This is a genomic window from Spirosoma spitsbergense DSM 19989, assembly GCF_000374085.1.
In the GTDB taxonomy this organism is placed as follows: Bacteria; Bacteroidota; Bacteroidia; order Cytophagales; family Spirosomataceae; genus Spirosoma; species Spirosoma spitsbergense.
The window spans coordinates 1-13,027 of sequence record NZ_KB893429.1; the positions used below are offsets into that span (position 1 = coordinate 1).

The 13,027-nt window shown below is 52.1% G+C and carries 8 protein-coding genes; 7 read left to right on the forward strand and 1 reads right to left on the reverse strand.

The window, feature by feature from the left end:
- Positions 1 to 246, forward strand: a 246-nt coding sequence (locus B157_RS38890) for a hypothetical protein (RefSeq protein ID WP_020602536.1), incomplete at its 5' end; no start/stop codon positions are given.
- A 132-nt stretch (positions 247 to 378) separates the two neighbouring features.
- Positions 379 to 1,482, forward strand: a complete 1,104-nt coding sequence (locus B157_RS34620) for a Gfo/Idh/MocA family protein (protein WP_020602537.1) — start codon at positions 379 to 381, stop codon at positions 1,480 to 1,482.
- 129 nt (positions 1,483 to 1,611) lie between these two features.
- Here B157_RS34620 and B157_RS0106410 read toward each other — a convergent pair whose 3' ends face one another.
- Positions 1,612 to 5,010, reverse strand: a complete 3,399-nt coding sequence (locus B157_RS0106410) for a methylmalonyl-CoA mutase family protein (RefSeq protein WP_020602538.1) — start codon at positions 5,008 to 5,010, stop codon at positions 1,612 to 1,614.
- A 372-nt stretch (positions 5,011 to 5,382) separates the two neighbouring features.
- Between B157_RS0106410 and B157_RS34625 the strand changes: the two genes are divergently transcribed.
- From B157_RS34625 to B157_RS0106435, 5 genes are all read left to right on the forward strand, one after another.
- Positions 5,383 to 5,706: a response regulator gene (locus tag B157_RS34625; protein WP_245565035.1), complete on the forward strand. Its 324-nt coding sequence runs from the start codon at positions 5,383 to 5,385 to the stop codon at positions 5,704 to 5,706.
- A gap of 108 nt (positions 5,707 to 5,814) precedes the next feature.
- Complete coding sequence (locus B157_RS0106420; RefSeq protein ID WP_020602539.1) at positions 5,815 to 6,624, forward strand: alpha/beta fold hydrolase; 810 nt, start codon at positions 5,815 to 5,817, stop codon at positions 6,622 to 6,624.
- 16 nt (positions 6,625 to 6,640) lie between these two features.
- Positions 6,641 to 7,819: a PAS domain-containing sensor histidine kinase gene (locus B157_RS0106425; RefSeq protein ID WP_020602540.1), complete on the forward strand. Its 1,179-nt coding sequence runs from the start codon at positions 6,641 to 6,643 to the stop codon at positions 7,817 to 7,819.
- A 201-nt stretch (positions 7,820 to 8,020) separates the two neighbouring features.
- A complete protein-coding gene (locus B157_RS0106430) occupies positions 8,021 to 8,899 on the forward strand; it encodes a TraB/GumN family protein (RefSeq protein WP_020602541.1) in 879 nt (292 codons plus the stop codon).
- Positions 8,900 to 9,046: 147 nt separating this feature from the next.
- Positions 9,047 to 11,806, forward strand: a complete 2,760-nt coding sequence (locus tag B157_RS0106435; protein WP_041951941.1) for a PQQ-dependent sugar dehydrogenase — start codon at positions 9,047 to 9,049, stop codon at positions 11,804 to 11,806.
- The last annotated feature ends 1,221 nt before the right edge of the window (positions 11,807 to 13,027 follow it).

Sequence of the window (13,027 nt, forward strand, 5' to 3'; positions counted from 1 at the left end):
GACCATAATTATGGGCATGGTCAGCAGTCGCTGGCCACGGTGCTGGCTTATCTAATGCTGATGGCCTTTACCACCGATCAGCTCATTCAGTGGTGCAGTCATCCGTTTGAAGTTCTCTGGCGAGAAGCCAAAACAAAAGCCAAACTTTGGGCTACCTTCCGGGCCTTGTTTATGGTCAAACCCTTAACCAGTTTTAGACATCTATATCAAGAAACTGCTTACCTGTACGGAGTCGAAATTACTTGAAAACACCCAAATTAGAAACTGCTGGCAGAAAACCCAATTTTACCATTGGGTTTTTTTTTGCTTTCTTTTGTGAAATACAGACGTGATGTCCTTATGAATAACGTTATCTCACGCAGAATTTATTTACAAAAAATGTCTCTGGCTGTTGGCGGGTTTCTAGCTCATTCAGCCGATTCATGGGCTGAGCCAGCCCCCGCGCCTAAGAAACTGGGTGTAGCATTGGTAGGTCTGGGAAACTATGCCACCACGCAACTGGCTCCGGCGCTGCTTGAATCAAAAACCTGTTATCTGGCTGGTATCGTAACCGGTTCGCCGGAGAAAGCCAAATCCTGGGCCTCGACCTACAATATCCCGGCGAAAAACGTTTACAATTACCAGACGTTCGATCAGATCAGGAACAATCCCGACATTGATATTATTTACGTCGTACTGCCGAATTTCATGCATGCCGAATACACGATCCGGGCCGCTCAGGCGCGTAAACACGTGATATGCGAAAAGCCGATGGCTATGAATGCCGAAGAAGCCCGGCAGATGATTTCAGCTTGTAAAGATCATGGCGTAAAATTATCGGTGGGGTATCGACTGTATTTTGAACCCCATCATCTGGAAATGCGCCGGTTGGGTCTTCAGCAAACATTTGGAGCGGTCAAAATGATTGAGTCGAGCCTGGGTTTTACGCTGCCCCCGCCTAATTCATGGCGCCTGGATAAAGCCATTGGGGGAGGAGGTGCTATCATGGACCTGGGCGTTTATGCCATACAGGGTGCCCGCCGTATACTGAACGACGACCCCGTCAGTGTAACGGCTCAGGCCTATACCTTCGATAAGGTTAACTTCAGGGATATTCACGAAACAGTTTTCTGGCAAATGGAATTTGCCGGGGGCGCCGTGGTACACAGCAGTACCACGTATTCATCGTACGTAGACCGGCTTTATGCTACCTGCGAGCGGGGTTGGTTTAAGCTCGAGCCTGCTTTCAACGCCACGGGTACACAGGGTATTACCAGCCTTGGACCAATGGATGTACCCTCTCCGCAGTATCAGCAGGTTGCGCAGATTGATGCCTTCGCCCAGAGTATTCAGAATGGAACCAAACCGGAGGCATCGGGCGAAGAAGGCTGGAAAGACATGAAAATTATCGACAGTATTTTGCGGGCTGCCGACACGGGCCGGAAAATAGAAATTGACTGGAACAGTGTCCGGTATACCGAGCTGGTAGGAAACGGAAAATAAGCGGCCCGGGTAGTAGACGCCATTGATAACGGATTAACACAAAGGGGAACAGCTGCTAAGCTGTTCCCCTTTGTGTTGCAGAAGGAGGATTTTTTGCAACGAAGGCCATTGTCGGACTGGATGGCTGACTCACATATTTCGCCGGTACTGCCCGCCCACGGCGTAAAGGGCGTTCGATAACTGCCCCAGCGAACACACTTTAGTAGCTTCCATCAGACTCTCGAAGAGATTTTCGTTTGTCAGGGCAGCAGCCTGCAAATTCGCCAGAGCGACCTCCGCTTCGGCCCGGTGCTGTTCCTGAAAGGCCCGGCATGAATCCACTGCATACCGTTTTTCGTCGTCCGTCGAGCGGATTACCTGAGCGGGTACGATGGTGGGCGAACCAGCCGGGTCGAGGAAGGTATTGACCCCCACAATGGGTAGCTCTCCGTTGTGCTTGAGGGTTTCGTAGTACATGGATTCTTCCTGAATCCGGCTGCGCTGGTACATGCGTTCCATGGCACCCAGCACACCACCCCGCTCGTTGAGGGCCAGGAATTCCTGGTACACCGCTTCCTCTACCAGCTCCGTCAACTCCTCCACCACGAAAGCCCCCTGCAGCGGGTTTTCGTTCTTCGTCAGCCCAAATTCCCGGTTAATGATGAGCTGAATGGCCATGGCCCGCCGGACGGATTCTTCCGTTGGGGTGGTGATGGCTTCGTCGTAGGCATTAGTATGCAGCGAGTTACAGTTGTCGTAAATGGCCAGCAACGCCTGTAGTGTGGTGCGGATATCATTGAAGGCGATTTCCTGCGCGTGCAAACTCCGGCCCGATGTCTGGATGTGGTATTTCAGTTTCTGGGAGCGGTCGTTGGCGTGGTACTTATGCTTCATCGCTTTAGCCCAGATGCGCCGGGCCACCCGCCCCAGTACCGTGTATTCCGGGTCCATACCGTTGGAGAAAAAGAACGACAGGTTCGGAGCAAAGGCATCGACGTTCATGCCCCGGCTGAGGTAATATTCTACGAATGTAAACCCATTGGATAGCGTAAATGCCAGCTGCGAAATGGGATTGGCCCCGGCCTCGGCAATATGGTAGCCCGAAATGGACACGGAGTAAAAGTTCTGTACCCGGTTGTCCGTGAAATACTGCTGGATATCGCCCATCATTTTGAGGGCAAATTCGGTGGAAAAGATACAGGTGTTCTGCGCCTGATCTTCTTTCAGAATATCGGCCTGCACCGTTCCACGCACTTTACGGAGGGTATCGGCTTTGATTTGCGCATACACCTCCGGGGGCAATACCTTGTCGCCCGTCGTGCCAAGCAGCATCAGGCCCAGCCCATGGTTGCCATCGGGCAGGGGGCCGTTGTACTCCACCTCCGTCCTCTCTCCGGTAGGGATGGGGGTGGGGTTTTGCTGTATCCACTTCTCGCACTGCTGGTCGATGGCGGCATTCAGAAAGAAGCCGAGCAGCATGGGGGCGGGGCCGTTGATGGTCATGGAAACGGAGGTGGCGGGGTCGCAGAGGTCGAAGCCGGAGTAGAGTTTCTTGGCATCGTCCAGGGTGCAGATGCTCACGCCGGAGTTGCCTACTTTACCAAAAATGTCGGGCCGCAGAGCCGGGTCTTCGCCGTAGAGCGTGACGGAATCAAAGGCGGTGGAGAGCCGTTTGGCGGGCAGCCCTTTGGATACGTAGTGGAACCGCCGGTTGGTGCGCTCCGGGCCTCCTTCCCCGGCAAACATGCGCGTCGGGTCTTCACCCTCGCGTTTGAGGGGAAACACACCCGCCGTGTACGGAAATTCGCCCGGTACGTTTTCGGTCAGCAGCCAGTGGAGAATATCACCCCAGTCGTGGTACCTGGGCAGGCTTACTTTCGGGATTTTCAGGTGCGACAGTGTTTCAGTATATAAGGGTTGCCGAATTACTTTGTCGCGAACGCGGAACTCGTAAAACTCGGCTTTGTAGCGTTCCTTTACCCGAGGCCACTGCTCCACCAACGCCCGGCATTCGTTGTTAAGCCGGGAGTAGATTTCGGCTTTTAGCCGTAGTAACTCGTCCTTACCGGCACCATCCGCCAGGAGTTGCAGGGCACCATCCAGCTGATACAGTTGGCGGGCAAGGGTCGTTTGTTCCTGCACGAACCGGTCATACCGGCGACTCTCCTCCACAATCTCCGCCAGGTACCGAACCCGATCGGGGGGGATGATGGGCGTGGGGCCAGGGGCGTGGGAGGGAAGGGCTGGGGTAGGGGGGGGCACCATGCCCTCTCTCCCCAGCCCAAAGCCCAAAGCTCCAAGCATAGTCATCAATCGCTCAAACAGCGCGTTCATACCGGCATCGTTGAACTGCGAGGCAACGGTGCCCAGAATGGGTAGCGCATCATCCGGCACATCCCACAGGTTATGATTGCGCCGGTACTGTTTCCGAACATCACGCAGGGCATCGAGGGAGCCTCGTTTATCGAACTTGTTGATGGCAATCATATCGGCAAAATCGAGCATGTCGATTTTCTCCAGCTGCGTGGCGGCTCCGTATTCGGCGGTCATCACGTACAGCGTTTTGTCGGCGTGTTCGGTAATCTCCGTATCCGACTGCCCAATGCCGGACGTTTCAACAATGATCAAATCGAATTGTGCGGCTTTGCATACATCAATGGCATCCTGCACATAGCGGCTCAGGGCCAGGTTCGATTGCCGGGTGGCCAGTGAGCGCATATAGACCCGGCCTGGATTGACCCGGCCTGGATTGGCGCGTCCTGGTTCGCCCGCTTTAGGCGTGATGGCATTCATCCGGATCCGGTCGCCGAGCAGGGCACCACCCGTTTTGCGCTTGGAGGGATCGACGGAGATAATGGCCATCGTTTTATCCGGAAATGTCCGCAAAAACCGTAGGACCAACTCATCAACCAGCGAGGACTTTCCGGCTCCCCCCGTACCAGTGATGCCAAGAACGGGCGTTTCATGCGTAAATGAGGGAATGAGTGACCGAGTGAATACCTCCGGTGCGTTTTCGGCGGTGGTAATCAGACGAGCAATAGATTCGGTGGCTTCTACGGATAAATGGGGTCGTTGGGTAACGGGTGGTAGTTCAAAATCGCACTGGCGCAGCAAATCGTCGATCATACCCTGTAACCCCATGGTCCGGCCATCGTCGGGGCTGTAAATGCGGGTAACGCCGTAGGTATGGAGTTCCGCTATTTCGGTGGGCAGGATGGTGCCACCCCCTCCACCAAACAGTTTGATATGACCCGCACCGCGTTCCTGGAGCAGATCATGCATGTATTTGAAAAATTCCAGATGTCCGCCCTGATAACTCGTCACGGCAATGCCCTGTACATCTTCCTGGATGGCGCAATCCACAATGTCGGCCACCGACCGGTTGTGCCCCAGGTGGATGACTTCGGCTCCCGATGCCTGCATGAGCCGACGCATCAGGTTAATGGCTGCGTCGTGCCCGTCAAACAGGGAGGCTGCCGTAACGATTCGGATTTTATGGGCAAATGCGTTTGTCTTCTGCGTGGCTGGTTGGGGTGCCTGAGTAGTCATAAGAATTGGGTGCGAACAGGCACCATTTTTGTCATCTATCAAAGTTATAAAGGAAACAGCCTGATGGTATACTTGGGGTAAACCCACGCAACATAATTCGGGGGCGAATTAATCGTGTGGAACGACACGGGTGTTCGCCATCAATTGCCGTAGACAACCGCCCATTTTGTACACACAACGGAACAGAAGGGGAAAACGTAGTTTCCGGCGAACCAGCATTTGTGCCTAATCGAGTCATAGTTATATGTGCATCAGCTTATTAAAATAATTTATTTTATTTACATATTATTTTGTATTATTCTTTGACGAGGGGCATGGAAATGCTGAACTTTTATCTATTTTTGTTTACCGAATGCGCTAAACAGGTACGCAATGAATACATTATCAGGCTCAGTGTGGTTAGTGGATGATGATGAGGACGATCTGATGCTGATGCAGACGGCTTTTAATCGCATGGACGCCCGGCTTACGATCAAAACCCTGCTTGATGGAGAGGAATTACTACCTCATTTGCAGGAAACATCCGAATGGCCTAAGCTGGTTGTTCTGGATTTGAATATGTGTCGGATGGGGGGGGCTGAAAGCACTGGAAGTCGTACGATCCATCGACAAATACAGCCAGTTGCCGGTGGTGATGCTGACAACGTCCAGCAATCCGGCCGACATACGGAATTCGGTGGCACTCGGCGCCAGTGACTATCACATAAAGCCTTCCAGCTTTGATGAACTGACGGTGCTGGCGAACCAACTGATTCGGCAGTGGGTTATGAAATCTGTCGCTTGAAGTTACCACATCGCTCGCTTATGAAACAACGCCTGACTGATCGGTATAATATAACCATTACGGGAAACCAGGACGGACAGGTAATCCTGTTTGCACACGGCTTTGGCTGCGACCAGGGTATGTGGCGTTATGTAGCCCCCGCTTTTGAAGCCGATTACAAAGTGGTTTTGTTTGACTATATCGGTCACGGTCGCGCCAATCTGGATGCCTATAACCGCGAACGGTACGCCAGCCTGCACGGCTACGCACAGGACGTACTGGACATTTGCCACGCCCTCGATCTGCAGCACGTTATCCTGGTGGGGCACTCGGTTAGCAGCATGATTGGTACGCTGGCCTGTATTCGGGAACCTGACCGGTTCGACCGGCTGATTATGGTTGGCCCGTCACCCCGTTATATTAATGATGGTGACTACTACGGTGGCTTCGAGCGGGAAGATATTGAAGGATTGCTGGCCATGATGGACGGTAACTTTTTTGGCTGGGCTACCTCGCTGGCACCGGCTATCATGGGTAACGAAGACCGCCCTCAACTGGGGGTTGAACTGCGTGAATCGTTCTGCCGTACCGATCTTGATGTAGCACTGCAATTTGCCCGGGTCACTTTTTACAGCGATAATCGGACCGATCTGCCCAAACTCCAGACACCGTCGCTGGTTATTCAGTCACTGAGTGATATTATTGCTCCCGTAGAAGTAGGGGAGTACATAGCCCAAAAGGCTCCCAACAGTCAATTGCGGGTCATTTCAGCTACGGGGCACTGTCCCCATTTGAGTGCTCCCGCCGAAACGACCGAAGTTATACACCAGTATCTGGCATCCGTCAATTAATCCATTACACCGTACTATGCAGGATATTACCCCGCTGATACCGTGTGGAGTGCTTGTACTAAACGCCGAAAGTCATATTATTTCGATCAACCCGTTTGCCTGTACCCTGCTGGAATACGAGGCTTCCGAACTGGTGGGTGAACGGATTGACAGGTTGCTGACTATACCCAGCCGGATTTATTTCCAGACGCACATTTACCCCCTGATTGCGCTGCGGAAAGTTGCCGGTGAACTGTATCTGAACGTACAGACCCGGCAACGTGCCCCAATACCCGTGCTGCTAAATGCCGTCAGCCACGAGCAGGATGGAACGTCAGTCACCTGCCTCTCCTTTATTCCGGTTTACCAGCGAAGGCAGTTTGAACAGGAGTTGATAAACGCCAAAAAAGCCGCCGAAGAGGCACTGCTCCGCAATGATGAACTGGTTAAACTCAAACAGGAACTGGAACTCCATCAAACCGACCTCGACCGGCAACTTAGTTACATGCAGCACCGAAATGACGAACTCGAACAGTTCAGCAAAATCATTTCGCACGATTTGCAGGAACCCCTCCGAAAGATTACCCTATTTGCCGACCTGCTCAGTCAGGAACAACCTGATGCCCTGACAGGCATGGGGAATCGGGCCCTTGTGGGTATTTGTACGGCTACCGGCCGGATGCGGCAGCTCATTGGTGATTTACAGTTCTACTTCACCCTGACCAATCAGTTGCCGGACTCGGTTGACACCGTTGACCTGACGAAACTCGTGCAGGCGTTGATTCCGGAATTTGGGATGGCCAATACCACGTTCGAGGTGGAAACGCTACCGGCTGTATTGGGTAACAAAGCCGAGCTGGTCAATTTGTTCAGGCATCTGCTGGACAATGCCGTGAAATTCAGAGAGTCGGGGCAACCGGTTGCCATAAGCGTGACCGGTACGGTAATTGGCATGAATAGTTTTCAGCATTTGCCCAACAAGTACCGTTATTCTGACTACGCCCGTATCATTGTCTCCGACAACGGAGCTGGGTTCAGCAATCAGCACCGGGAAGAGATTTTCCATATCATGAAGAAGTTAAGTCCCCATACACCTGGTATTGGGCTGGGGCTGGCTATTTCCAGAAAAATTGTGGAGCGGCATAATGGGCAGATTTCGGCGCAATCCACACCCGGTAAGGGCACCCGAATCACCGTATTGCTCCCTGTTGCCTGAGTGCGGTCTGAACGTTTGTAGTGGTTTCACCCTAAAGTGTTCTGACTGGACCTGGCCTGACCTACAAAGCACTATTGATGGATATGACAATCGGTGCCGGATGAATGGCGCCGTCTGTCAACCCGGAGTGTCATTGATCCTTTTCCATTATACAGGCGCCACTGACAATCATAAATTTGGTATCACAAACTAGTCAAAGCGATGTCTACTCGTCTAAAAAAAATATTCTCTTTCGGGCTGTTACTGGCCGGATCGTTGTCTGGTCGTATGCAGGCTCAGGACAACGCATTACTGTATGAAGTAACGGGGCCGGGCCTGTCCCGTCCTTCGTACCTGTACGGCACCTTTCACCTCATTTGCCCGGCCGATCTACAGATTACCGAAGCCATCAAAAAGGCAATAGGCAGTACGCAGCAGGTATACCTGGAACTGGATATGGATGACCCCGCCATGATGGGCAGTATGCAAAAAGCGATGCTGATGCCCAATGGCAAAACGGTGAAAGACCTGCTCAAACCCGACGATTACACCGTGCTGGATACCTACCTGAAGCAGAAAATGAACATGGGACTGGCGCAGTTAGGGATGCTGAAACCCATCGGACTGATGTCCATGATGTACATGACCATGTTGCCCTGCCAGCCTGCTTCCTATGATATGACGTTCGCCCAGATGGCCGCCACCGACAAAAAAGAAGTGCGCGGGCTGGAATCGCTGGAGGATGAACTGGCGGCCCTGGATAAAATTCCGCTGGAAGAGCAGCTAAAGGGCCTGGTCGACATGGCCAAAAATCCGGATGATGCAAAGAAGGAATTTACGAACATGATTGACCTGTACAAAAGCCGTGATCTGACAAAGCTGATGAATACCATGAAAACCAGTCAGTTCAGTGGGGGCGACTTTACGCAGTTTGAAGAAAGCCTGCTCGCCGACCGCAATGCCAAGTGGATACCGGTTATGGAGAAAGCGGCCAAAGAGAAACCAACCTTTTTTGCCTTCGGTGCCGGACACCTGGGTAACGAAAAAGGTATTATCAGTTTACTGCGTAAGGAAGGGTATACGGTGAAAGCTGTGGAGTAGGCTAAATACGCAGGGGGTAGCCTCGCAAGTTATCAACAAAAAATGCCCGTTGCACGACGGGCATTTTTTGTTGTGACCATTAGACTGCACCTTACTCCCGCTTTACCTATTGTGCAGGCGGCTCTTTCACGTCTGCGGCCAAAAACTATGCTTTCATTTTTCCATTCTTTCTCCATCGGGGGCGCTGTGCTTGGCCTGCTGGGTCTGTTCAATAGCTGGACCCCAGGTACGTCCGCCCCTCACCAAAAGGCCGTGCAAATCGACACGACCAAACGACCCGAAGAGAATCGTTTTACCAAAACGGTGCTCTCCAATGACCTCAACGAGCCGATGGAACTGGCCGTAGCACCCGATGGGCGCGTGTTTTTCGTGGAGCGGGCGGGTAAATTCTACATGTACGACCCGGTGCAGAAGAAAACCCGGCTCCTGCATGACTTCCCGGTGAAAGCCGTCGAGAAATACCTGAACGGTCTGCTGGGCATGACCATCGACCCAAATTTCAGCCAGAACCATTATCTCTACTTTTTCTATACCATTCAGGACGGCGGGCAGACCAAACAGCGCATTGCCCGCTTCGTCATGAACGACGACAACACCCTGGATATAGCCAGCGAGAAACCCATTATCGAATTTCCCATCGACCTGGAAGTGAGTGCCCACACGGGCGGCTCCATGACCTGGGATACGCACGGCAACCTCTTTATCTCGACCGGCGATAATACCGTTCCGTTCGAGTCGAGTGGATTTGCGCCCATCGACCAGCGTCCGGGTCGGCACACGTTCGATGCAGAACGCTCAGCGGGTAACCCCAACGATCTGCGGGGGAAAATCCTGCGTATCCACGTTGAAAAAGACGGTCCCGGGGGCGCGCCCGCCTACACCATTCCGGAGGGCAACCTGTTTCCGAAAGGAACGCCGGGAACGCGCCCGGAAATTTACGTGATGGGCTGCCGGAATCCGTACCGTATTTCGGTCGATCCGGTTACGTCCATCCTGTACTGGGGAGAAATTGGTCCTGATTCCGGTACCGATGGCGAGCAGGGACCGCGCGGTTACGATGAGTTTAACCAGGCAAGAAAAGCGGGTAACTACGGCTGGCCATTCTTCGTGGGCGATAGTAAACCGTATCATCACTACGATTTTGCGACCAAAGCCGTTGGTGACCTGTACGATCCGATGGCACCGGTCAACAACTCGCCCAACAACACCGGGGCGAAAACGCTGCCGCCCGTCAACAAAGCGATGGTGTGGTATCCGTACAACAAATCAGACGAGTTTCCGCAGTTGGGCGTGGGTGGACGCTGCGCTATGGGTGGCCCGGTCTACCATTACAATGCCGCCAGCACCTCGAAAACGAAAATTCCGGCGTACTACGACAAGGCCCTGTTCATGTACGACTGGATGCGCAACTGGGTCTTTGCCGTGCGCATGGACGATCAGCAGAACTACGTGGGTATGGAACGCTTCATGCCCGAGCGGGGCGATTTTCGTCGCCCGGTCGATATGGAAATTGGGCCGGAAGGGTCGATTTATATGCTCGAATACGGCTCCGTATACGGGATTGATAACGTCGATGCGCGGTTGGTTCGCATTGATTTCAACCCCGGCAACCGTGCTCCCGTCGCCAAACTCACTGCGAATGACACCATTGGCCTGGCCCCGCTGACGGTGGCTTTCGGCAACGATAGCTACGACTACGACAAAGCCGACCGGCTCCGCTACGAGTGGCGGTTTGAGGGTAACGCTGTGGCGTCTACGGAGGCTAAAACGGCCTATACCTTTCGTAAAAACGGTATCTACAAAGCCCGGCTGACCGTAACCGACCCGTCGGGTATGAGCAGTACGGATACGCTGACTCTCAAAGTAGGCAACACCATGCCGCGGGTAGCTATCTCGACAACGGACAATAGTACCTTCTTCTTTCCCAGTCAGGCACCCCTGCACTACGCGGTCGTGGTGGCGGATAAGGAGGACAAACTGATCGACAAAAAGAAGGTGAACGTCGCGATGACTTACATCCCGAAAGTAGCCGATACCGATCAGCAGCTGGGTCATCAGCCGATTTCGGCTTCGTTCAACTTAGGGAAAAATCTGATTGCGGGTAGTGACTGCAAGGCCTGCCACCAGATAGACGCCAAATCCGTTGGGCCATCGTTCACGGAGATTTCCAAAAAGTACCGGGACGATAAAACGGCCACGGCCAAGCTCGCCAACAAAATCATCATCGGGGGTGGGGGCGTCTGGGGCGAACACGCCATGAGTGCCCACCCGCAACTCTCCCGCGAGGAAACGACCGAGATGGTCAAATACATTTTCTCACTGGGCGTGAAACCCGCCGACAACCATCTGCCGCAACAGGGGAGTGTGGTGTTGAAAGACCACGTCGGCAACGATCAGTCGAGCCGCTACATCCTGACTGCTTCCTACACCGATAAAGGAAGCGTTGGGGGTAAGCAGCCAACCCTCTCCCTAACCCAGCAGGATGCGCTGATTCTGCGCCCTACCAAAGTACTGGCAACCGAAGCCGACGAACTGCATGATATGGCCAAACAGGGTCGGCGGCTGGGTAATATTCAGGATCAATCCTGGTTTATGCTGAAAGGCATCGACCTGAAAGGCATCGACCAGCTCACGTTTCATTATGCGGCCAAAGACCAGGATGCTACCATCGAGGTACACACCGACTCGCCCACGGGACCGGTTATCAGCCAGGTAAAAACCACGCCAACGGGTGATAACCGCAAGTATGCCGACGTGACATCATCCCTCAAAACGCCGGTTGGTAAACACGATCTGTACTTTGTATTCACCAAGCCCGGCGGTAAAAATCTGCTCGGGCTGGAATCCCTGACGTTTGGCACAAAAGATGGTGGGAACATATTAGGAAGTAAGGGAACGGAGAAGTAAGATTTTTTCTACTTTTGGGGAGGGTAAAATAGATTTTGCCAGCTTGAAAGCGTAGAAAAAGCCGGGTGGTAACATGATAAGTTAGTTACTGCTCGGCTTTTTGTACTTTTTTCAGAATCGCCTTATAACTCTCATTATGTTATGGAAATAAAATAATAAACTATGTCAGTCATGCCAAGGTCGACTCATGGGTAGAATACAAATCTATTAGTCAAATTAGCCACACTAGTTAAGACAGGATAACTCTTTAGGGATTTGAAGACAGGGTCGTTTCTTAATGAGTCTTTATTGCTCCACGATCCTGGACTTATCTGTACACGAACCCAACCTTTCGTTGTTTTTAGAGGTCGGTAGACAAACGTTTCGGGGCCAGAATCATCTCGATTATAGTACACAGAGAATTTGCCTTTAGGCAGCCTCATCGCATTTAAGGTCGTGTAAGTCGTATCTGGCTTGTTTAGAGAGGAATTAGAAGTCGTTCGCTGAGATTGAACTTCAAGCTCAGCATCATCATTTAGTTCTCCATCAATTAACACGTAATACATTCGCTCACCTAATGGAACACTTGTTATGTCATAAGTCCAACTTTTAGGCTGACTTACCTGATTTATCAGAATATCCTGTTTTTCAGCGTAACAGCTATGGAGGAAGTGTATAGCCAATAGAGCTATAACCATCCATACACCTATTTTTACAAAATGCCCTGACATTGAAACCGCCAAATTTAGATTGTTGTATAAGTAGCACTATGTTAAGCTGTGTACATCAATCTTGACTCGACCTTGGATCACATCGTTGAAAAACTTTTTCATCTGAGTACCGACACGCTTCATTTTTAGGGTAAATCCTGTCTGTTTCATGATTTCCGATGTTTGTAAGTGACGATTACGTAAAACTACACAGCCCCGACTAAAACTCAAAGGCGGCAGGCATTTAACGCTTATTTGTATTAGGCGACGACGTTGTACCCCACCCCAAACCCCTCCCTACGGGGGAGGCTTGGGGTGGGGTACAACGTCGACAGGGAATAACCTCATCAGTCAATAGACTTATTTAACGCGAACTATGAGATCTTTTAAGCAGCTAAGGCCCATTCAGATTCACCGGAAGCGAGCAGACGGTTACTTATGTCGACGTGTGCTGTTGGCTTGCGTTCGTAAAATGAATAGGCGATTAGCGCGCCATACATGTTGACAAATGAGTTGCTGACCGACCGATGGC

Excerpts from the sequence above, each read along its gene's own strand:
- B157_RS34620 (WP_020602537.1), top strand. The coding sequence starts at position 379 with ATGTCTCTGGCTGTTGGCGGGTTTCTAGCTCATTCAGCCGATTCATGG.
- B157_RS0106410 (WP_020602538.1), bottom strand. The coding sequence starts at position 5,010 with ATGACTACTCAGGCACCCCAACCAGCCACGCAGAAGACAAACGCATTT.
- B157_RS34625 (WP_245565035.1), top strand. The coding sequence starts at position 5,383 with ATGAATACATTATCAGGCTCAGTGTGGTTAGTGGATGATGATGAGGAC.
- B157_RS0106420 (WP_020602539.1), top strand. The coding sequence starts at position 5,815 with ATGAAACAACGCCTGACTGATCGGTATAATATAACCATTACGGGAAAC.
- B157_RS0106425 (WP_020602540.1), top strand. The coding sequence starts at position 6,641 with ATGCAGGATATTACCCCGCTGATACCGTGTGGAGTGCTTGTACTAAAC.
- B157_RS0106430 (WP_020602541.1), top strand. The coding sequence starts at position 8,021 with ATGTCTACTCGTCTAAAAAAAATATTCTCTTTCGGGCTGTTACTGGCC.
- B157_RS0106435 (WP_041951941.1), top strand. The coding sequence starts at position 9,047 with ATGCTTTCATTTTTCCATTCTTTCTCCATCGGGGGCGCTGTGCTTGGC.